This is a genomic window from Rhizobacter sp. Root1221 (assembly GCF_001425785.1).
Lineage (GTDB): Bacteria > Pseudomonadota > Gammaproteobacteria > Burkholderiales > Burkholderiaceae_C > Rhizobacter.
Genome location: NZ_LMDI01000006.1, coordinates 18948 through 39995 on the forward strand (window position 1 = coordinate 18948; position 21048 = coordinate 39995).

Consider the following 21048-nt stretch of genomic DNA (forward strand, 5'->3'; position numbering starts at 1 on the left):
CCATCCCACGAATCGCATGGCGTGGTCCATCACGCCAGGAGGGTCAGTTGCGGAGCAATTGCCCTATGTCAGTTTCGACTGGGCAGAGCCTGTCGAACGTAGTAGTTGTCGAATTCACCCTCGTCCACCATGAGGAATCCGTGACGGACATGAAAGCGGTTGGAGTCGTTCTTCAGCACCCAAGATTTTGGAGGTGCGATCACACCTCGAACGCAATGACGTTCTTCAGGAACACGCAGGGCACGTCGCTCTCGTTCCAATACGAGTAGCCAGTGTCCGTTGCAAAGAGGTGCGAGCGCCCCGCGGTCAGGTCGAGGCGCTTGCGGCCCACCTTCAAGGTCAGCGTGCCGTCGGCGATGTACAGCATCTCGTGGAACCCCTTCGGGTCGACCGTGGCGTCGTACCGCTCGCCGGCCGCGAGCCGCCATTCCCACAGTTCGAAGGCGCCCGCGGCCATGCGGTGGCTCTGCAGCAGCGACGCGTGGCTGCCGTCCTTCGTGCCCCGCCACGCCAGCACCGGTGCGGCCTCGCCGGTGGCAGGACGGATCAGTTCGGCGAACGTCACGCCCAGCACCCGCGCCAGCCGGTCGAGCGTGGCGAAGCTGACGTTGGCGTCGCCCCCCTCCAGGTTCACGAGCATGCGGCGGCTCACGCCAGAGGCGTCGGCCAGGGCCTGCTGGCTGAGCCCCAGCGCCACCCGGGCAGCGCGGAGGTTGCCCGACAAATGCTGAAGGACTTCAAGGGAACTGCCGGTCATGTGCGCAGTATACTGCCCAGCCTTGCGCACTTTGTTGCGCAACCCGAACCCCATGAACACCGCCGTCTCCAACCTGCCCGCCGCTGCCTCGCCCGTCCACCACCGCCGCGAGGCCCTGCTGGTGTTCATCACGATGCTGTGGGGAGGCACCTTCCTCGCGGTGCACAACGCGCTGCAGTGGAGCGGGCCGTTCGGGCTGGTCGCGGTGCGCTTCGGCCTGGCCGGGCTGATGCTCGCGCTGTTCCTGCGCGGCAAGCTGCGCCACATCACGGCCCGCGAATGGCGCGCCGGCGCACTCATCGGTACGGCGCTCTTTTTCGGTTATGCGCTGCAGTGCATGGGGTTGGAGACCATCTCCAGCAGCAAGTCCGCGTTCCTCACGGCGCTGTACGTGCCCATGGTGCCGCTGGTGCAATGGGTGTGGCAGCGGCGTGCGCCGTCGGCCACCGCGTGGTTCGGCATCGCGCTCGCCTTTGCCGGCGCCGTGTGCCTGGCCGACCCCTCGGCGCTGAGCTGGGCGTTCGGGCTCGGCGAGGGGCTCACCCTCGCGGCGGCACTGGCCATCGCGTTCGAGATCCTGTTGCTGAGCCGCTTCGCGCACGGGTGCGACCCGTCGCGGCTCGCGTTCGTGCAGATGCTGTTCGTCTCGGTGATGTGCACGGCCGTTGCGCTCGCGCGCGGGGAAGCCATGCCCGAACCTGCACCCGGCTTCGTGCTCACCATCGTGGCGCTGGCCGCGGCCACGGCGTTCATCCAGTTCGCCATGAACTGGGCGCAGCAGGTGGTGTCTGCCACCCGCGCCACGCTCATCTACTCGCTGGAACCGGTGTGGGCCGGCCTCGTGGGCCGCTTCGCCGGGGAACAGCTGGGGCCGCTCGGGCTGGTGGGCGGGGCGCTGATCGTGCTGGGCCTGGTGGTCACGTCACGCAAGCCATCCGAACCGCACCCCAACTGACACCGCGCTCAGGCGGTGATGCGCCGCAGCGACGCCACCGTCTTCACGGCCGCGATGGCCGCCTCGGCGCCCTTTTGCACGAAGTGTTCGCTGAAGTAGCGGCGGTGTTCGTCGTGGTCGTGGAAGTGGTGCGGCGTCAGCACGGCCGACATCACCGGCACGCCGGTGTCGAGCTGCACGCGCATCAGGCCCGAGACCACCGCATCGGCCACGAACTCGTGGCGGTAGATGCCGCCATCGACCACCAGCGCCGATGCCACGATGGCGGCATAGCGGCCGGTTTCGGCGAGGCGCTTGGCGTGCAGCGGAATCTCGAACGCGCCGGGCACCTCGAACGTATCGACGGCATCGGCCGGGAAACCCTGGCGGGCGAGCTCGGCGAGGAAACCTTCGCGGGCGCGGCCCACGATGTCGGCATGCCATTGGCCATGCACGAACGCGAAGCGGGGACGGGAAGCAACAACAGACTGATTCATGGTGTTCTCTTGAACGGTGAAAGCCAGAATCAGGGCGCACGAGCGCACTGCACCCGCGTCCGCGAAGGGCGGAAATGGGGGACACGTGCACGTCGCGCTCTCTTTCATCCGGACTGTGACCGTCGGCCCCGGAATCCAACCGGGTCTGCTGACCCCGGCACGGGGAGTGCCGGGCGCTCGCGGGCTTGTGCGATCGAGTCGCCATCACCGCCGGTGGGGAGTTTCACCCCGCCCTGAGAACGCAACAGCGGGCCTGGACCCGCCGCGAAGCGATCATAGCGTGCCGCGGGAAAACCCGCTGTCGCCCGGGCTACAGGCCCATCAGAGGTTCACACCGCCCGACACCTCGATCCGTTGCCCCGTGACCCACTGGTTGCCCGGCGACAGCAGCGCCGCCACCGCCCCGCCGATGTCGTCAGGCAGGCCCACGCGGCCGAGTGCGGTCTGCGACGCGATGGCCGCGTTCAGCTGCGCGTTGTCGCGCACCATCCCGCCGCCGAAGTCGGTTTCGATGGCGCCCGGAGCGAGGGTGTTGACACGGATGCGACGGCCGCCGAGTTCCTTCGCCAGGTACCGCGTGAGCACCTCGATGCCGCCCTTCATGGCCGCGTAGGCCGCATAGCCCGGCAGCGTGAAGCGCGCAAGCCCGGAGGACACGTTGACGATGCGCCCGCCATCGGCGATCAGCGGCAGCAGCGCCTGCGTCAGGAAAAACGTGCCCTTCAGGTGCACGTTCATCAACTCGTCGAACTGGGCTTCGGTGGTGTCTGCAAACGCCGCGTACACCCCCACGCCGGCGTTGTTCACGAGGTGGTCGAAGGAGTCGCGCTGCCACACCTCGGCCAGCACCTGCTTCAGGCTCACCACAAATGCGCCGAAGCTCGCGCTGTGGCCCACGTCGAGCGGCAGCGCCACGGCGCGGCGGCCCAGGGCCTCGATGCGGCGCACGGTGTCGAGGGCGGCCGCCTCGTTGCCGCGGTAGGTCAACACGATGTCGCTGCCGCCCGCGGCCAGCGCCAGCACGGTGTTCTGGCCGAGGCCGCGGCTGCCGCCGGTGACGAGGGCGATCGGGGTGGTCTGCATGCTGTTCTCCGGAGATGTCGTTGCGATGGGTGGACTGTAGGAATGTGGCCCCGCCGGATAAAGTGCCGCTACCCGACCTCACCGTTCAGCCAGCGAGAACAGTCACCGATGGAACTCGACGCCCTTCGCACGTTTGTCAAAGTCGCCGAACTGGCGAGCTTCACGCGCGCGGCCGACCAGCTCGGCATGCCCAAGGCCCGGGTCTCGACCTCGGTGCAACAGCTGGAGACGCGGCTCGGCACACGGCTGCTCCACCGCACCACCCGCACGGTGCGGCTCACGCCCGATGGCGAGGCCTTCCTCGAACGCTGCCAGACGCTGCTCGGTGAAGCCGACGACCTGCAGACGATGTTCCAGCAGGCCCCCGGCGCCATCGACGGCCGGCTGCGCATCGACCTGCCCGTCGCCTTCGCACGCAACGCGGTGATCCCGCGGCTGCCGGAATTCCTCGCGCGCCACCCGCGTGTGGCGATCGACCTCAGCACCACCGACCAGCGTGTCGATGTGGTGGACGGCGGGTTCGACTGCGTGCTGCGCATCGGCGCGCTGGAAGAGTCGGGGCTGGTGGCGCGGCCACTGGGCCGGCTGCAGATGGTCAACTGCGCGAGCCCCGGGTACATCGCGGCACATGGCACGCCGCAGTCGCTCGACGACCTCGACCAGCACCTGCTCGTGCGTTACTCGCAGACGCTCAACCCGAATGCCCCCGGATGGGAATACCCCGAAGGGCGCACGTGGAAGTTCCGGGACATGCCGAGCGTGGTCACGGTCAACAACTCCGATGCGTACCTGGCCGCATGCCTCGCGGGCCTCGGCCTGGTGCAGGTGCCGTTGATCGGAATGTCCGAGCTGCTGGCGGCGGGACGGCTCGTGACCGTGCTGCCGGCGTGGTGCGCGGAGCCCATGCCGGTGTCGATCGTGTACGCGAACCGCCGCAACCTGCCGAAGCGAGTGCAGGCGCTGATGGATTGGCTGGCAGAGGTGCTGGCGCCCTACATGGACGCCGCGCGGTGAGGGGTCAGGAGAGACCGGCCGTCACCTGCTTGCACACGTTCTGGCCCACGTCGGTGAGGCGGAGGCTGCCGCCGTTCCACTCGAACCATTCGAGGCTGATGTAGTCGTCAATGTCGGACGGGGCGATGTCGGCGGCACGGCGCTTCTTCAGGAGATTCACCGTGTCGAGCAGGGAACTGCGCAGCGCTTCGCGCCGCGGCGCGGACAACGAACGGGAAAACGGGGACATGGGATCAGTCTCCTGGGTGGTTCACCCACGATACCACTTCCACCAGACAGATTCGTGACCCTTTCGCAGCACGCCGAGGGTGTTAAGGTGAGGCCCTGCCGATTTCTTTTCCCGCCGGGTGCCAATGGCCTGGGTCCGACGAATTGCAAGGACTGCCATGACCGCCCCGCCCCTTCCCATCGTCATCGATTCGCTGCTGCTGACGGCCACCCGCATCGCCACGTTCGACGGCCAGCGAGCCCTCACATCGGCCTCGGGTTTTTTCTTCGAGCGCGACGAGCGCCTGTACCTGGTGACCAGCCGGCACGTGGTGTTCGACGAACCGTCGGGACACTATCCGAACCGCATCGAGATCGAGGTGCACGCGCAGGAAGGTGACCTCGGGAAATCGGTCAACATGTCGCTGTTGCTGTACAAAGACGGCCGCAGCCTGTGGCGCCAGGGGTCCGACACCGGGGGCGACATCGACGTCGCGGTGGTCGAGCTCGACCGCAGCGCCATGCCCGCGTCGGCCGTGCTGCAGGCCTTCACGCCGGCGCACCTGCAGCCGTCGCACAGTGCCGTGGAAGTGGGCAGCTCGATCCTCGTGGTGGGCTTCCCGCTCGGTTTCCACGACACGCTGCACCACCTGCCGGTGGTGCGCCAATCGGTGGTGGCCTCGGCCTTCGGCATGCGTTTCCAGGGCCAGGGCTACTTCCTGACCGACGCACGCACACACCGCGGCACCAGCGGGGCACCCGTGGTGCTGCGCGACCCGTCCAGCAAGAGCGCGCTGCCGTGGAAGCTGCTGGGGGTGCACTCGGCGCGGCTCGACATGTCGGGCCGTGACCTCGCCCAGGACGAATCGCTCGGACTCAACTGCGCGTGGTACGCCGACATGGTGATGACCCTCACCGAGGACCAGCCACCTCAGAAGCTGTGAATGGATGCGCGAGACGAGCGGGCGTTTCGGGCTCGTTCACACCGTCTCAGTAGCCACGTTCAGGCCGCACCACCCCGTCCACCGCGGCACCACGTTCGAGCGCCTCGATCTTCTGCACGATCTGCGCGACCGACTCGTGCCGCAGCGTCATCGCCGCCACGTGCGGCGTGAGCACGATGTTCGGGTGCGACCAGAACGGGTGGTCGGGCCGCGCAGGTTCGTTGCGGCACACGTCGAGCGTGGCGCCGGCCAGCACGCCGGTGTCGAGTGCGGCCAGCAGGTCGGCCTCGACCACGTGGTCGCCGCGGGCCACGTTGATGAAGTACGCAGGGGTCTTCAACTGCGCGAACACGCGCGCATCGATCAGGTCGTGGGTCTGCGGCGTGAGCGGCAGCATGTCCACGAGGATGCGCGTGTTCGCGAGGAACGGCGCGAGGCCGGCCTCGCCCGCATGCACCCCCGGTTCGCCGCGCGGGGTGCGGGTCCAGCCCGACACCGGGAAACCGAGCGCGCGCAGGGCCTGTGCCACCGCACGGCCCAGCACGCCCAAGCCGAGGATGCCGACGGGCCAGTCGGCCTTGCGCTGGGGCGGCAACGGCCGCCACGTGCGGCCGGCCTGCAGCACCGCATAGGCGTCGAAGCGGCGCACGTGATGCAACACCGCGTGCACCACGTATTCGGCCATCTGCTCGCCCATGCCGGCGTCCTCCAGCCGGATCACGGGCACGCCGGCCGGCAGCCGCATGGCCAGCAACGCGTCCACGCCGGCGCCGGCCGCGAAGATGGCCTTCAGGCGCGTCTGCCGGTCGAAGAAGGCCTGCGGGGCGCGCCACACCACGGCGTAGTCGGCATCGAGCGCGTCGGCGCTGACCTGGGCCACCGGCATCGCCGCGGCGAGTTCGGTCACCCACGGCCCGGTCTCGGCCGGTCCGGCCCCGAAACAGCACACGATCTTCATGTCACGCCCCTTCGTCAGAACAGCTTGCCCACATTGAACAACGTGAGCACGCCAAGTGCCGCGAAGATGGCGGCCGCGATGCCGTGCACGAGTTTCATCGACACCGCCTTCGCCAGCCGGTCGCCCACGAACACGGCGGGCACGTCGGCGATCAGCATGCCGCAGGTGGTGCCGGCCACCACGGCCACGAGGTCATGGTAACGGGCGGCCAGCGCCACGGTGGCGATCTGGGTCTTGTCGCCCATCTCGGCCAGGAAAAACGCAATGACGGTAGTCACGAACACGCCGTGGCCGTTGGTGGAGCCTTCGTCTTCGCCGATCTTGTCGGGGATCAGCATCCAGCCGGCCATCGCGATGAACGACACCCCGATGACCCATCGCAACACCTCGGGGCCGAGCAACGAGGCCACCCAGCCGCCCACCGCACCGGCGGCCGCATGGTTGAACAACGTGGCGACGAGGATGCCCAGCACGATGGGCATCGGGCGTTTGAACCGCACCGCCAGCAGCATGGCCAGCAGTTGTGTCTTGTCGCCCATCTCCCCCAGGGCGACCACACCGGTCGAGATCAGAAACGCTTCCATGAACACTCCAGGGCCTGCAGACGCAAGATGACCGCACCCTTCCCGGCCCTTGTTCCGGAAGGTGTGCAGTCAAAGGTCTTGCCAGGCGTGGAGCTGTTCGCGCCATGGCCGTGAGGGCCAAGTGTGTTGACGCGGACCCCTGCGGGCGCAGGGCGGCTACTCCCCAATGACGGGAAAAGGCGATTATACGGAGGCCACCGCGGCCACCCCGGCCTTGGCGATCTGCGCATCCTGGTCCGACTTCACGCCCGACACGCCCACCGAGCCCACCACCTGCCCGTCCACGATGATGGGCACACCCCCTTCGAGCATGCCGGCCAGCAGCGGCACCGACAGGAACGCGGTGCGCCCGCCGTTGATGATGTCTTCGTACGACTTGCTCTCGCGGCGGCCGAGCGCCGCGGTGCGGGCCTTTTCCGCCGAGATGTACGCGGCCGACGCCGCGCAGCCGTCGAGGCGCTCGAGGGCCAGCAGGTGGCCGCCATCGTCGGCGATCGCGATGGTCACGGCCCATTGGTTGCGGGTGGCCTCGAGGCGCGCGGCGTCGAGGATGAGGGAGACCTCGGCTTGGGTCAGCACGGGTTTGGTTTTCATGGGTCAGGGTCCTTGCAAGAATTCGGCGCGGTGCGCGCCCGGGGCGAATGATGCCTTGCCCGCAAGCGCGATGCCGTCGCGGGCGCAGTGTGGAACCGATATCAGCGTCGCGCAACACCGTACCGGTTCCCTCCATCCTGAGCGTTTGACCAATCGGCATCGAGGAACAAGCCTGGGCGAGCGCGAGACGACTCCATTCCGTCACCCCGACGGACGTCGGGGCCCACCGGTGGCGCTGCGAGTTGGGTTTTCTCTCTGGCGAGGCCGCGCCGGGTGTCGGCCCGGCAGCCGAGTCCCTTCTTTTTCTGGTGAAAAAGAAGGAACCAAGAAAACACCTCAACACCAGCTTCCCAGACCTTTGCCCAGGCGCTTCGAGGACGTCTCTCCACGCTCGGACGTCCGGGGTCTGCCTTCCCAGGCATCGCACCACCCGTGCCACTCGCGTCACCCTGAACGGGTCTCCAGCATGGTCATCGATACAGCCAGGCGCTGCGCACGGCGCGCCTCGCGAACTTCCGGATCGCTCGCCGTATGTCGCGCAAACGATGTGCACGCCCCGCTGTCGCCTCGGTGACGGCGTCCGGTCCGTCCCAACGCTGGCGGACACTAGAATGCACGGGTGAGAAGGTGCCGCGGTGGTTCGCCCCGCCGCGGTTAAACGGGAAACAGGTGCAAAGCCTGTGCTGCCCCCGCAACGGTCGGCGGATCGGGATGCCTCGGCAGGGTCGAACCCTGCAGCCACTGTGCCCCACGGCATGGGAAGGCGAGTCATCCGGCCGCGTGGTGATCCCCATCGGACCCACGCGCCACTCCGCGAGCCCGGATACCGGCCTTCGAACGAACTCGATGGCTGCGGGCGTGCGGCAACCGGGCGGGCCACGTGTGCGCGTCATCACCTGGCCGGCCCCCCTCGCTCCCGCGGCAAACGCCACCACGATGGACACGCCTGCGGGGACGCAGGCCCAGGAGCACGACATGATCACCAACCGCCCCCCGGCCCGCGCCGCACTCGCCACCGCCTTGCTGGCGCTGGCCACCTCCCCTGCGTTCGCGCACCATGCCATGGACGGCGAAACGCCCCGCACGTTCCTGCAGGGGCTCCTGTCCGGCATCGCCCACCCGGTGATCGGGCTGGACCACCTCGCCTTCGTGCTGGCCGCCGCCTGGCTCGTGTCGCGCCTCGCGGCACCGCTGCGCGTGGGCCTGGCCGCAGCCTTCGTGGCCGGCTCGCTCGCCGGCACGGTGCTGCACCTCGCATCGGTCGACGTGCCGGTGTCGGAGTTGCTGGTGGCGCTCACCGTGGTCGCCGCCGGCCTGGCCGTGGCCTGGCACCGCCTGGCCCCCACCACGCTGCTGTGGCTGGCCCTGCCGGTGGCCGGTGTGTTGCACGGCTACGCCTACGGTGAATCCATCGTGGGCGCCGAACGCATGCCGCTCGGGGCCTACCTGCTCGGCTTCGCGCTGATCCAGTCGGCCGTGATGCTGGGCGTTGCGGCCCTGCTGTCGCGCCGCCCGCTGCCGCAACTGCAACGCGCCGCCGTGCCGGTGGGTGCCGTGGTGGGCCTCGTCGGCGCGTACTTCGCGTTCGTGCAGCTGAACGCGCTCGCGGCCTGAGGACCGCACCATGACCCACGCCAAGATCCCCGCCACCGTCGTCACCGGTTTCCTCGGCAGCGGCAAGACCACGCTGCTGCGCCACATCCTCCAGAACGCGGGCGGCCGCCGCATCGCGGTGATCGTCAACGAGTTCGGTGAACTCGGCATCGACGGCGAGATCCTCAAGGGCTGCGGCATCGGCTGCGACGAGGACGGCAACGAACGCGTTGGCCAGCTCTACGAACTGGCCAACGGCTGCCTGTGCTGCACCGTGCAGGAAGAATTCCTGCCGGTGATGCAGCAGCTGGCCGCGCGGCGCGCCGACATCGACCACGTGCTGATCGAAACCTCGGGCCTCGCGTTGCCGAAGCCGCTGGTGCAGGCCTTCAACTGGCCCGAGATCGCCAACGTGTTCACCGTGGACGCGGTGGTGACGGTGGTCGACGGCCCGGCCACCGCGGCCGGCCAGTTCGCCGAGGACCCGGTGGCGGTGGACGCGCAACGCCGCGCCGACCCCGAACTCGACCACGACTCCCCGCTGCACGAACTGTTCGAAGACCAGCTCTCCGCCGCCGACTTCGTGATATTGAACAAGGCCGACCTGATGACCGCCGCGCAACGCGCCGAGGCCGAGGCCCTCATCCGCCCGGAACTGCCGGCCGGCGTGCAGATCGTCACCGCCGAGAACGGTGCGCTGCCGATCGACCTGCTGCTGGGCCAGGGCCGCGCCGCCGAATCGCAGATCCACCTGCGCGAGAGCCACCACGACCACGAGGAAGATCACGAACACGACGAGTTCGACTCGTTGGTGGTGGACCTGCCCGCGGTGGACCGCGACCGCCTGCTCGCCGCGCTCGGCACGCTGGTGACGCAGCACACGATCTTCCGCATCAAGGGGTTCGCCCAGGTGTCGTCGAAACCGCGGCGCCTGCTGGTGCAGGGCGTGGGCCAGCGTTTCGACAGCCACTTCGACCGGCTGTGGCGCACCGGCGAAACCCGGGCCACCCGCCTCGTGTTCATCGGCCAAGACCTCGACGCCGCCGTGTTGCGCGCGGGCCTCGACAGCGCCATCGCCTGACGGCGCGGCCATGCACCTGCTCAGCACCCGCCCCGGCGGGTTCGTCGAGGACGCGGGCACCATCGTGCGCCTCGGCCAGACCCCCGCCGAGATCGTGGTGCTGAGTTCGGCCGACACGACGCTGGCGCTGCTGGCCGCCGCGCAGGCGCGCGAAACCACGCCGCCCAGCCTGCGGCTGGCCAACGTGATGTTCCTGAAGCAGCCCGCGTCGCTCGACCTGTACGTGGACGAGGTGCTGCAGCATGCCCGCGTGGTGGTGGTGGACCACCTCGGTGCGGAATCGGCCTGGCCCTATGGCATCCAGCGCCTGGGCGAGCTGGCCCGCGCGCGTGGGCAGCGCCTCGCGATGTTCTCCGGCGACCTGCAGGAAGACCCGAACCTGCTGCGCAAGGGCACCGCCCCGGTCGCATGGAGCCGCGAACTGTGGCAGTACCTGCGGGCCGGCGGCCCCGCCAACGCCACGCAGTTCCTGCGCAGCCTCGCCCACCACGGGCTCGGCCGCGGCCGCGCGCCCGAACCACCCCGCGGTGTGCCGCAGGTGGCGCTGCACGCGCCTGGCCACGCCGGCCTCACCACGGTAGACGACGTGCGCGCGCGCTGGACGGCCGGCGCGCCCGTGGTGGCCCTGGTCTTCTACCGCTCGCACCTGCAATCGGGCAACCTGGCCGCGTTCGACGCCATCGCCGCCGCGCTGGCCCAACGGGGCATGAACCCGCTGCCGGTGGCGCTCGATTCGCTGAAGGACCCGGTGTGCCTCGCCACGCTGCGTTCGTTGTGTGCGGAACACGCGGTGTCGCTCGTGCTGAACACCACCGCCTTCGCGGCGCTGGCCGATGGCGAACCGCTCGCCGGTGACGCCCCCGTGCTGCAGGTGATCGTGAGCGGCACCGACCGCGACGGCTGGCTCGCCGACCCGCAAGGCCTGCGCCCGCGCGACATCGCCATGCAGATCGCGCTGCCCGAGGTGGACGGCCGCATCATCACGCGGGCCGTGAGCTTCAAGGGCCTCGCATGGCGATGCGAACTGACCCAGAGCGACGTGGCCGCGTACCAGCCCGACGCGGAACGCGTGGCGTTCGTGGCCGAGCTGGCGCGGCGCTGGTGCGTGTTGCGCGTCAAGCCCGCGCAGCACAAGCGCGTGGCCCTCGTGCTCGCCAACTACCCCGGCAGCGAGGGCCGCATCGGCAGCGGCGTGGGGCTCGACACGCCCGCGTCGGTCATCAACCTGCTGCGCCGCCTGGCCGCCGATGGCCTGCACGTGACGGGGGCGCCCGCCGACGGCGGCACGCTGATGGCCACGCTGCAGCAGGGCATCGCGAACGACCCCGCGCAGTGGCCGCTGCGCCCCGCGTGGCAGAGCCTGGCCCTGGCCGACTACCGCGCCCACCTCGCGCAGCTGCCCGCCGGACTGGCCGGCGCCATCGATGCCCGCTGGGGGCCGCCCGAGCAGGACCCCCTGGTGCGCCAGGGCCGCTTCATGGTGGCCGGACTGCGTTGCGGCCACGTGTTCGTGGGCATCCAGCCGGCCCGCGCGCTGGGCGTGGCCGACAGCACGTACGCGAGCTACCACGACGCCGACCTCGTGCCGCCCCACGGCTACCTCGCGTTCTACCTGTGGCTGCGGCACGCCTTTGCAGTGGACGCGGTGGTGCACGTGGGCAAACACGGCAACCTCGAATGGCTGCCGGGAAAGAGCCTGGCGTTGTCGGCCACGTGCTGGCCCGACGTGGTGCTGGGCCCGCTGCCCCACCTGTACCCGTTCATCGTCAACGACCCCGGTGAAGGCGCACAGGCCAAGCGGCGCACGCAGGCGGTGATCGTGGACCACCTGATGCCGCCGCTCACACGCGCCGAGTCGTACGGCCCGCTGCAGGACCTCGAACGCCAGGTGGACGAGTACTACGACGCGCTGCTCGTGGACAACCGCCGCGCCGTGCTGCTGCGCACGCAGATCCTCGCGGCCGTGCGCCGCCAGCGCCTGCACGAGGAACTCGACGTGACAACGAACGACGACGACACGCTGCTCGCCCGCGTGGACGCGTACCTGTGCGAGCTGAAGGAAACCCAGATCCGCGACGGCCTGCACGTGTTCGGCGAATCGCCCACCGGCCGGCTGCGGCGCGACACGCTGCTGGCCATCGCCCGGTTCCCCGTGGGTGACGGCCAGGGTGGCAACGCCGGCCTGCTGCAGGCCTTGTCGAACGACCTGCTGCCGGGCGACCGCTTCGACCCGCTCGACATCGACCCCGCCGCCCCGTGGACCGGCGCACGGCCCGCGCTGCTGCAATCCGCCGAGCCGTGGCGCCACCACGGCGACACCCGCGAGCGGCTCGAACTGCTCGCCCAGCAGGTGCTCGACGGCGGCGTGCCCCACGGCCTGCCTCACACCGCGCAGGTTCTGGCCCGCATCGCAGGCAACATCGCCCCGAACCTCGACGCGTGCGGCCACGAGGAACTGCACCAGCTGTCGCGCGGGATCCAGGGCCGCTTCGTGCCGCCCGGCCCGAGCGGTTCGCCGTCGCGCGGCCGGCCCGACGTGTTGCCCACCGGGCGCAACTTCTACGGCGTGGACACCCGCGCGATCCCCACGCGCACCGCCTACGACCTCGGTGTCAAGTCGGCCGAGATGCTGATCGAACGGCACCTGCAGGACCAGGGCGACTACCCGCGGGCCGTGGGCCTGTCCGTGTGGGGCACGGCCACCATGCGCACCGGAGGCGACGACCTGGCCCAGGCGTTCGCGCTGCTCGGCGTGCGTCCGCGCTGGGCCGCGGGCAGCCACCGCGTCACCGACTTCGAGGTGCTGCCGGTGGCCGTGCTGGGCCGGCCGCGCATCGACGTGGTGCTGCGCATCTCCGGCTTCTTCCGTGACGCGTTCCCGAACGCCGTGCAGATGTTCGACGCGGCCGTGCAGGCCGTGGCCGCGCAGGACGACGAGGACGCCGAACAGAACCCGGTGCGCGCCCGCATCCTCGCCGAACGCGATGCCCTCACGGCCCGGGGTGTGCCGCCGGATGCCGCACGCGCACAGGCCGGCTGGCGTGTGTTCGGCTCGCCACCGGGTCACTACGGCTCGGGCCTGCAGCCGCTGTTCGACCATGGCCAGTGGCAGACCGACCAGGACCTCACCGCGGCCTACGTGGGCTGGAGTGCCCATGCCTACGGGCAGCACGGCGACGCGGTGCCGGCCACAGGTGCCCTGGAACGCCGCCTGCGCGACATCGACGCGGTGGCGCAGAACCAGGACAGCCGCGAACACGACCTGCTCGACTCGAACGACTACTACCAGTTCCAGGGCGGCATGGCCGCCGCGGTGCGCACGCTGAGCGGCACGCAGCCCGCGATGTACCACGGCGACCACGCGAACCCGCGCGCGCCACGCGTGCGCACGCTGAAGGAAGAGATCGCCCGCGTGGTGCGCGCGCGGGTCGTGAACCCCAAGTGGATCGACGGCGCCAAGCGCCACGGCTACAAGGGGGCGTTCGAGATGGCCGCCACGGTGGACTACCTGTTCGGCTTCGACGCCACCGCCCGCGTGGTAGGCGACCACCAGTACGCGCTGGTGGCCGACGCCTACGTGCTCGACCCTGCCACCCGCTCATTCCTCGAACAGCACAACCCGCGGGCGCTCGGCGACATCCTGTCGCGCCTGCTCGAAGCCGTGCAGCGCGGGCTGTGGCAGCAACCGGGCGACCACCGCACCGCACTCGAATCGCTGCTGCTCGCCCACGAACACGACATGGAAGGACACGCCCGATGACCCCCGCCGCCCTGCCGCCGGTGTTCCCGTTTGCCGCGCTCGCGGGCCAGCCCGAGATGCGCCTCGCGCTGCTGCTGGCCGCCATCGACCCCGCGCTCGGCGGCGTGCTGATCGAAGGGCCGCGTGGCACGGCCAAGAGCACCGCGGCGCGTGCGCTGGCCGAACTGCTGCCGGGTGCGGCCTTCGTCACGTTGCCGCTCGGCGCGAGCCTCGATCACCTGGTGGGCTCGCTCGACCTGGGCGAGGCGCTCGCCGGGCACGCGCTGCGGTTCAAGCCCGGCCTGCTGGCCCGGGCCGACGGCGGGGTGTTGTACGTCGACGAAGTGAACCTGCTGCCCGACCTGCTGATCGACGCGCTGCTCGATGCCGCCAGCAGCGGTGTGCACACCGTGGAGCGTGACGGCATCTCGCACACCCACGCCGCCCGGTTCACGCTGATCGGCACCATGAACCCGGAAGAAGGCGAGCTGCGGCCGCAACTGCTCGACCGCTTCGGGTTGTGCGTGCACCTGTCGAACCTGACCGACCCGGCCGAGCGCGAGCAGGCCGTGCGCCAGCGCCTGGCCTTCGACACCGACCCTGCCGCGTTCCGCGCGCGGCATGCCGACGCCCAGGCGCGGCTGGCCGCCGGCCTGGTCCGCGCCCGCGCGGTGGTGCCCACCCTGCCTTGCCCCGACGCGGTGTTTGCCCGTGTCACCACGCTGTGCCTGGCCGCCCGTGCCGACGGCCTGCGGGCCGACCTCGTGCTGCTGCGGGCCGCGCGGGCATTGGCCGCGTGGGAAGGGGCCGCCGCCCCCACGGTGGACCACGTGAACCGCGCGGCACCGATGGTGCTGCGGCACCGCCGTCACCCGGATACGGACACGGCCGCACCGCCGCCACCGCCACCGCCCGCCGCGGGCAACGACACCACGCCCTCCCCGTCCGGCGACGGCCAATGGGGAGAGATGCCACCCGAGCCGGTGGGAATCACCCCGGTCAAGCCCTTGCGCCCGCTCGACGGCGCCGCCCTCGCAAAAAAAGCCTGAGCCCGCCGGACGCCCGCGGCGCGAACGCGGGCACCCGGTGGGCGGCGCCCGGCCGCGAGACCACCGGTCCGGCCGGCACCACGGTATTCGATTGGCCGCGCACCCTGGCCGTCCGCGGCGCGGAACGGCTTGACCGCACCCACCTCCGGTTCCGCGCCGAGGAGGCGCGTGCCGCCACCCTGCACTGCTTCGTGCTGGACTGCTCCACCTCGATGGTGACGAATGGCCAACTCGCACGCGCGAAGGGCCTGCTCGCCACCTGGCTGCAGGCCGCCTACCAGCGCCGGGACGACGTGGCGTTGCTGTGTTTCGCGGGGGGCCGCCTCGATTGGCGGCTGAAGCCGGGGCGCGCCCGAGCCTGGGTCGAGCGTGGGGTGTTGCCCATCGCGGGCGGTGGGGGCACCTCGCTCACCCAGGGCCTGGCCGAAGCCGATGCGATGCTGGCCCAGGCCGCGCGCCGGCAACAGGCGCAGTCACGTTGCCTCTGGCTGCTGACCGATGGCCGCAGCCCGCAACAGCCTCCACGGCCGCGCGCTGCGCACCACGTGGGGGTGGTCGATTTCGAATCATCGCGGGTGAAACTCGGCCGCAACGCGGTGCTCGCCGCGCGTTGGGGCGCTGTGTACCTTCAGGCGTAGGCGAGCAGCACCGCGTCGCACACGCGCGCGCCGGTTGGGGTCACGCGCAGCGCCCCGCCTTGCCAGCTCAACCAGCCCTGCCGCACGAACTGCTCCACCTTGGCGTCGTCCAGCAGGTCGGCTCGTCGGCGGCTCAAGGCGTCCACGGCAGTCAGCAGTTCGGCGCAGAGCGCCGCGTTGTCTTGGGAGGAGGTGACGCTGTTCATGGCTGGCAACCTGGGACGGGGTGATGGCGCCAAGCGTACTGGCGCGCCCCGGCACGAGACGTCGGTGGCGTACGCGACACCGCGTAGGACAACACCGGGATGCAGGATCGCTTTGCCGCACGCGCCTGCATCGACATAATGGGGCGACCTGACCCAGGGGAGCCTATGTCGAATCGAATGGCCTTGAAGACCATCGTCGCGGGAACTGCGTCCACCTTGCTGCTGCTCGCTGCCGCAGGCTGTGCGCTGGTTCAACCGTCATCCACCGCCTGCCAGGGAGCCGACCCCGCCGTGGTGTGCACCGCGGACGGCCCGGTGCGCGGCGCCATCGACCATGGGGTACTGGCCGTCAAGGGCATCCCCTACGCGGCTCCGCCCACCGGGGCACGCCGGTGGCAGCCACCCGCGCCCCCCACCCCGTGGTCCACCGTGCGCGATGGCACCCGCTTCGGCGCCATCTGCCCGCAGCTGGCCGGCCCCCAGGTGGCCGGCGATGAAGACTGCCTCACCGTCAACGTGTGGACCCCCCGGCCCGCCACTGCCGGGCCGCTGCCGGTGATGGTGTTTTTCACCGGTGGGGGCAACCACGCCTTTTCCGGCCAGGGCGCCGGCGTGTTCGGCGGTGTCCAGTACAACGGCGACCGGCTCGTGCCCGAGGGGGTCGTGTTCGTGAGCTTCAACTACCGGCTCGGGGCGCTCGGGTTCCTGGCGCACGCGGCCCCCGGCCCCGACCGCCTGGCCGGCAACTACGGCAGCCTCGACCAGATCGCCATGCTCCGCTGGGTGCAACAGAACATCGCGGCGTTCGGAGGGGACCCGAAGCGGGTGTTCCTCTTCGGCACGTCGGCCGGTGGGGGCAACCTTTGCGCGCTGATGACGGCGCCGTCTGCCCGCGGGCTGTTCCAGGGTGCGTCGCTGCAATCGAGCGTGCCCACCGGCTGCGAGATCGCCACGCTCGCCGACGTGCAGGCCGGTGCCGGCGCGCGCGTGGCGCAGGCCCTCGGGTGCGACGGCCCCGGTGCGGCCGCGTGCCTGCGCGCCAAGCCCATGGCCGACGTGGTGCGCGCCGTGCCCGGCACCTTCGGCGTGTTCCCGCGGCTCTATGGCCCGAATGTGGATGGCCAGGTGTTCCCCGAACAACCCATCGCCGCCATCCGGCGCGGCGCCCACACGGCCATGCCCGTCATCGTGGGCAACTCCACGCAGGAAACCATGCAGTTCGTGGGGGGCCTGGGCCCGGTGCCAGACGGTGCCAGCTACGCGGCCGCGGTGCGCAAGGCGTTCGGTGCCCCGGCCGACCGCATCCTCGCGCAATACCCCGCCGCGAACTACCCCACCCCGCGCGATGCGCTGGTGCGTGTCACCACCGACGGCCTCTTCACCTGCCAGTCCCGCCGCGTGGCCCGGGTGCTGGCCGGCGCCCAGCCCCAGCCGGTGTACCGCTACCTGTTCGACCACCGGCTCGACAACGACCCCGACCAGCGCGCCCTCGGTGCCGTGCACACCGTCGAGCATCCGTTCTTTTTCGCGTGGCAGGGCCAGTACCGTCCCACCGAGGCCGACCTCGCCGTGCAGCGCCTGCTCGTGGGGCACTGGACAAGCCTCGCGCGGGACGGCAACCTCCCATCCTGGGCACCCGCCGGCGATGCGTACCTTCGCATCTCCGACCGCCCCCTGCTCACCCGCGACGACGACGCGCGTTGCGACTTCTGGGACACGGTGACCCTGCCATGGCCGCACCTCTGAACACGCTGTCTCGGCGCACCTTCCAGGCTGCGCTGCTCGCCACGCCGTTGGCCACGCGGGCCGCCAGCGGCAAACCGGTGCTGCTCGGCATCGACGGCGAATTCGGGCTGCGAAACAGCACCTCCGCGCAGGCCATCGAACTCGGCGTGCGCGTGGCGGTGGACCAGATCAACGCCCGCGGTGGCGTGCTCGACGGCCGACCGCTGCTCGTCGTCACCCGCGACCACCGCTCCATTCCCGCCCGCGGCATCCAGAACATCGCCGAGTTCGCCGAGATGCCCGAGCTGGTGGCGCTCTTCGGCGGCCGCTTCAGTCCCGTCGTGATCGAGCAACTGCCGGCGCTGAAGGCGTCGAAGGTGCCGTTCCTCGCCGTCTGGTCGGCCGCCGACGCCATCGTCGACAACGGCAGCACGCCCAACTACGCCTTCCGGCTGTCGCTGCGCGACAGCCTCGCCATGCCGTTCATGATGGACGTGGCACGCAAGCGCGGGGTGGAGCGCATCGGCCTGCTGCTCACCAACACCGCGTGGGGCCGCAGCAACCTCGCGGCCGTGCGCGCCTACGAGGCCGACCACACGACACCTCGGGTCGTGGGCACCGCCTGGTACAACTGGCAGGAGCAGACGCTGGTCGACAAGTTCAAGCGGCTGGTGGACCTGGGCGCGCAGACCGTCCTGCTGGTGGCCAACGACGACGAGGCCGCCACGCTGGTGCGCGAGGTCGCGGCCCTGCCGGCCGAGGGCCGCGTGCCGATGCTGAGCCACTGGGGCATCACCGGCGGCCGATTCTTCCGCGAAGCCGGCCCCGGGCTCAAGGACATCGACTTCAGCGTGATCCAGACCTTCAGTTTCTTCAACGCCCCGAAGGCCGAGCTGGCCACGTTCCTCGCCACCGCGAAGTCCCACGGCATCGCCCGCATCGAAGACATCGAAAGCCCGGTAGGCACCGCCCATGCCTACGACATGACCCACATCCTCGCCAAGGCCATCGACCTCGCGAAAAGCACCGACCGGCCCGCGGTTCGCGACGCGCTCGAACAGGTGCGGCTCCACCAGGGCCTCGTGCGCCGCTACGCCCCGCCGTTTTCACCCACGCGCCACGAAGCCCTCGGGCCGGCGCAGTTGCTGATGGCCCGCTACCGGGCCGACGGCGTGCTCGTGCCCGCCGACGACTGAGCCGGCATGAACCGCCCCCGCTGGTGGCCCGCCAGCCTCGTCAGGCGCTATGCACTTGCCACGGCCGGCCTTGCGGCCGCGGCACTGCTGCTCACATCGCTCGGCTCCTGGTGGCTCATCCGCCAGCAACACGAGAATGCCATCGAGCAACTCGCCCAACGTGAACGCCAGCACCGCGCCGAATCCGTGGGCAACGACCTGCGTGCCCTCTCCGCGCGCATGGCCGAGGTGTCGGCCAGCACCATCCTCGCCACCGGGCTCGTGGACAGCGCCGGCCGCGAGACCTACCTGGCGCCGTTCCTGAACGGCATCCGGCAGATCAACGGCATCCCGGTGCAACTCACGTTCACCGACTACCGAGGCACCGAGATCGCCAGCAACGACACCAGCTCGTTCACGCCCGAGCAGTTGGCGTGGTTGCGCGCGCACCTGCAGGACGCCCAACCCGCCGCCACCATCTTCTCGTCGCCGAAGGGCGACGAACTCGTGGCAGTGGAACCCATGCTGTATGCCCGCACGTCGTCGCCGGAGGGGGCCGTGTTGTACAAGGTGGGGCTGCGCGACCTGGACTCCGGGCCGTCGGTGCAGCTCGAATGGGGGCCGCGCGAAGACGAAACCACCATCGACACCTCGCCGGTGCCCGTGCCCGCGGTGTTCCAGCACCTGAACTTCCGCGTGAAGGCACGCGACGGGTCGCTTGCCCACGCGGCGTCGCCCGAGCTGCCGTACTTCCACATCCTGCTCGTGACCATCGGGCTCTTCACGGTCATCGTGATCGCCGGCCTCAACCTGGCCCGCGTGCTCACCCGCGACCTGCGCCAGCTCGAGGCCTTCGCCACCCGCCTCTTCGAAGGCGACCTGGGCACCGAACGCGCCCCCGAAGGCAGTAGCGCCGAGGTGGATGCCGTCGCGCGGGCCCTCAACGGCATGCTCGACCGGATCAACCTGCAGCACATCACGCTGCTCGGTGAACAGGGCAAGCTCACGCGGCTCACCGGCGAACTGCAGGCCGCCGACCGCCGCAAGGACGACTTCCTCGCCATGCTGGGCCACGAGCTGCGCAACCCGCTCGCGCCCATCAGCGCCGGTGCGCAGCTGCTCGCCAAACTGCCCGGCACCGACCCGCGCATCGTGCGCACGAGCCAGGTGATCTCGCGCCAGGTGGGGCAGATGACGAAGATCGTCAACGACCTGCTCGACGTGTCGCGCGTCAACCGCGGGCTCATCACGCTCGAACGGATTCCCCTCGACGCCTCGGAGGTGGTGGCCGCCGCGGCCGAGCAAGTCAAGCCGCTGATCGAGTCGCGCGGGCACACGCTCACCATCATGCCGCCCACCGAACCGGTGCGAGTCATCGGCGACCACGCCCGCCTCGTGCAGGTGTTGAGCAACCTGCTGACCAACGCCGCCAAGTACACCCCCAACGGCGGCCACATCGTCGTGCGGCTCGGCTGCACCGCAGCCGAGGCCGTGCTCGAGGTCACCGACGACGGCATGGGCATCACGCCTGAGCTGATGCCCGAGATCTTCGAGCTGTTCACACAGGGCTCCCGCGGCGCCGACCGGGTGCAGGGGGGGCTGGGCCTCGGCCTGGCGCTGGTGAAGAACCTCGTGGAACTGCATGGCGGCGCCGTGCGCGCCGACAGCCCGGGCGAAGGCCGGGGCGCCACGTTCACCGTGCGGCTGCCCCGCGCGTCCGACATGCCGCTGTCCGCCAACGCCTTGCCGGCGCCCCACCTCGCCAAGGTGCAGCCCCGGCGCATCCTCGTCGTCGACGACAACGCCGACGCCGCCCGCACGCTGGCCGACTGGCTCAAGCTCGAAGGCCACACCGTGTACGTCTTCTTCGACGGCCCGAGCGCCCTCGACTTCGCCGCCCCCGACCACATCGACGCCTTCGTGCTCGACATCGGCCTGCCCGGCATGGACGGCCGCGAGGTGGCCCGCCGCCTGAGGGCCCGGCCCGACACGAAGGCGTCATTGCTCATCGCGCTCAGTGGGTACGGGCAGGCCGTGGACCTGGAGCGGTCCGCCGCCGCCGGGTTCGATCACCACCTGGTGAAGCCGGCGGATCCGGAGGCGTTGCAGCATTTGCTGGCGCAGGCTTGAGGGTACGACAGCGTCGAACTGCAGTCGCTCGGCGACGGCCGCTTCAACGTGATCGGCCATGAGGGCGGCCCGACGGTCGAGTGAGCCAGTGGGGGCGGCGGACAGGTTCGGGTCTGCGCTGCCCCGACCCGCCGCTCGCG

19 protein-coding genes and 3 riboswitches are annotated in these 21048 nt (G+C 70.4%); of the genes, 11 read left to right on the forward strand and 8 right to left on the reverse strand.

The genetic code is table 11. From position 1 onward, the window contains the following. Window positions 1-199 precede the first annotated feature (199 nt). Entirely contained in the window at window positions 200-757 is a 558-nt protein-coding gene (locus ASC87_RS05930) for a helix-turn-helix domain-containing protein (protein ID WP_056658196.1), read from the reverse strand. A gap of 52 nt (window positions 758-809) precedes the next feature. On the opposite strand from ASC87_RS05930, the gene ASC87_RS05935 reads away from it, so the two are divergent. Continuing rightward, window positions 810-1712 carry a DMT family transporter gene (locus ASC87_RS05935; RefSeq protein WP_056658199.1) on the forward strand — a complete coding sequence of 301 codons (903 nt, stop codon included), beginning with the start codon at window positions 810-812 and terminating at the stop codon, window positions 1710-1712. Window positions 1713-1720: 8 nt separating this feature from the next. On the opposite strand, the gene ASC87_RS05940 is transcribed toward ASC87_RS05935, so the two are convergent. After that, a complete protein-coding gene (locus tag ASC87_RS05940) occupies window positions 1721-2188 on the reverse strand; it encodes a 6,7-dimethyl-8-ribityllumazine synthase (protein WP_056658202.1) in 468 nt (155 codons plus the stop codon). Between the two features lie 92 nt (window positions 2189-2280). Beyond that, window positions 2281-2433: riboswitch (FMN riboswitch) on the reverse strand. Window positions 2434-2509: 76 nt separating this feature from the next. Then, entirely contained in the window at window positions 2510-3271 is a 762-nt protein-coding gene (locus tag ASC87_RS05945) for an SDR family NAD(P)-dependent oxidoreductase (protein ID WP_056658205.1), read from the reverse strand. Window positions 3272-3379: 108 nt separating this feature from the next. On the opposite strand from ASC87_RS05945, the gene ASC87_RS05950 reads away from it, so the two are divergent. Continuing rightward, the gene (locus ASC87_RS05950) at window positions 3380-4285 is read left to right on the forward strand and encodes a LysR family transcriptional regulator (RefSeq protein WP_056658208.1); all 906 of its coding nucleotides are present in this window, start codon (window positions 3380-3382) and stop codon (window positions 4283-4285) included. A gap of 4 nt (window positions 4286-4289) precedes the next feature. Here ASC87_RS05950 and ASC87_RS05955 read toward each other — a convergent pair whose 3' ends face one another. Continuing rightward, window positions 4290-4514 (reverse strand): hypothetical protein, encoded by a 225-nt coding sequence (locus ASC87_RS05955; RefSeq protein WP_056658211.1) that lies wholly within the window; start codon window positions 4512-4514, stop codon window positions 4290-4292. 157 nt (window positions 4515-4671) lie between these two features. Between ASC87_RS05955 and ASC87_RS05960 the strand changes: the two genes are divergently transcribed. Beyond that, a complete protein-coding gene (locus ASC87_RS05960; protein ID WP_056658214.1) occupies window positions 4672-5436 on the forward strand; it encodes a serine protease in 765 nt (254 codons plus the stop codon). Between the two features lie 46 nt (window positions 5437-5482). Here ASC87_RS05960 and ASC87_RS05965 read toward each other — a convergent pair whose 3' ends face one another. From ASC87_RS05965 to ASC87_RS05975, 3 genes are all read right to left on the reverse strand, one after another. Further along, window positions 5483-6394: a glyoxylate/hydroxypyruvate reductase A gene (locus tag ASC87_RS05965; RefSeq protein WP_056658217.1), complete on the reverse strand. Its 912-nt coding sequence runs from the start codon at window positions 6392-6394 to the stop codon at window positions 5483-5485. A 14-nt stretch (window positions 6395-6408) separates the two neighbouring features. Further along, window positions 6409-6978 (reverse strand): TMEM165/GDT1 family protein, encoded by a 570-nt coding sequence (locus ASC87_RS05970; RefSeq protein WP_056658219.1) that lies wholly within the window; start codon window positions 6976-6978, stop codon window positions 6409-6411. Between the two features lie 4 nt (window positions 6979-6982). Continuing rightward, window positions 6983-7155: riboswitch (yybP-ykoY riboswitch) on the reverse strand. Between the two features lie 6 nt (window positions 7156-7161). After that, window positions 7162-7572: a heme-binding protein gene (locus ASC87_RS05975; protein ID WP_056658222.1), complete on the reverse strand. Its 411-nt coding sequence runs from the start codon at window positions 7570-7572 to the stop codon at window positions 7162-7164. 608 nt (window positions 7573-8180) lie between these two features. Further along, window positions 8181-8422: riboswitch (cobalamin riboswitch) on the forward strand. Window positions 8423-8547: 125 nt separating this feature from the next. Here ASC87_RS05975 and ASC87_RS05980 point away from each other — a divergent pair. From ASC87_RS05980 to ASC87_RS33080, 5 genes are all read left to right on the forward strand, one after another. Further along, window positions 8548-9186 (forward strand): HupE/UreJ family protein, encoded by a 639-nt coding sequence (locus tag ASC87_RS05980; protein WP_082568439.1) that lies wholly within the window; start codon window positions 8548-8550, stop codon window positions 9184-9186. A gap of 10 nt (window positions 9187-9196) precedes the next feature. After that, window positions 9197-10246, forward strand: coding sequence for a cobalamin biosynthesis protein CobW (gene cobW, locus ASC87_RS05985; RefSeq protein WP_056658228.1), 1050 nt, complete (start codon window positions 9197-9199; stop codon window positions 10244-10246). 10 nt (window positions 10247-10256) lie between these two features. Beyond that, complete coding sequence (gene cobN / locus ASC87_RS05990; RefSeq protein ID WP_056658231.1) at window positions 10257-14006, forward strand: cobaltochelatase subunit CobN; 3750 nt, start codon at window positions 10257-10259, stop codon at window positions 14004-14006. After that, window positions 14003-15034 carry an ATP-binding protein gene (locus ASC87_RS05995; RefSeq protein WP_056658234.1) on the forward strand — a complete coding sequence of 344 codons (1032 nt, stop codon included), beginning with the start codon at window positions 14003-14005 and terminating at the stop codon, window positions 15032-15034. The genes cobN and ASC87_RS05995 overlap by 4 nt, the downstream gene beginning before the upstream one ends. Before the next feature lie 104 nt (window positions 15035-15138). Then, on the forward strand, window positions 15139-15672 hold the full coding sequence (locus ASC87_RS33080; protein WP_056658495.1) for a VWA domain-containing protein: 534 nt from the start codon (window positions 15139-15141) through the stop codon (window positions 15670-15672). Here ASC87_RS33080 and ASC87_RS06005 read toward each other — a convergent pair. Further along, window positions 15663-15878 carry a hypothetical protein gene (locus ASC87_RS06005; protein WP_056658238.1) on the reverse strand — a complete coding sequence of 72 codons (216 nt, stop codon included), beginning with the start codon at window positions 15876-15878 and terminating at the stop codon, window positions 15663-15665. The genes ASC87_RS33080 and ASC87_RS06005 overlap by 10 nt on opposite strands. 183 nt (window positions 15879-16061) lie before the next feature. Between ASC87_RS06005 and ASC87_RS06010 the strand changes: the two genes are divergently transcribed. From ASC87_RS06010 to ASC87_RS06020, 3 genes are read left to right on the forward strand one after another with little or no spacing between them, the layout of a single operon-like run. Further along, window positions 16062-17624 carry a carboxylesterase/lipase family protein gene (locus ASC87_RS06010; protein ID WP_200954317.1) on the forward strand — a complete coding sequence of 521 codons (1563 nt, stop codon included), beginning with the start codon at window positions 16062-16064 and terminating at the stop codon, window positions 17622-17624. Next, entirely contained in the window at window positions 17609-18799 is a 1191-nt protein-coding gene (locus tag ASC87_RS06015; protein WP_200954318.1) for an ABC transporter substrate-binding protein, read from the forward strand. The genes ASC87_RS06010 and ASC87_RS06015 overlap by 16 nt, the downstream gene beginning before the upstream one ends. Window positions 18800-18805: 6 nt before the next feature. Continuing rightward, window positions 18806-20908, forward strand: a complete 2103-nt coding sequence (locus tag ASC87_RS06020; RefSeq protein WP_056658244.1) for an ATP-binding protein — start codon at window positions 18806-18808, stop codon at window positions 20906-20908. The last annotated feature ends 140 nt before the right edge of the window (window positions 20909-21048 follow it).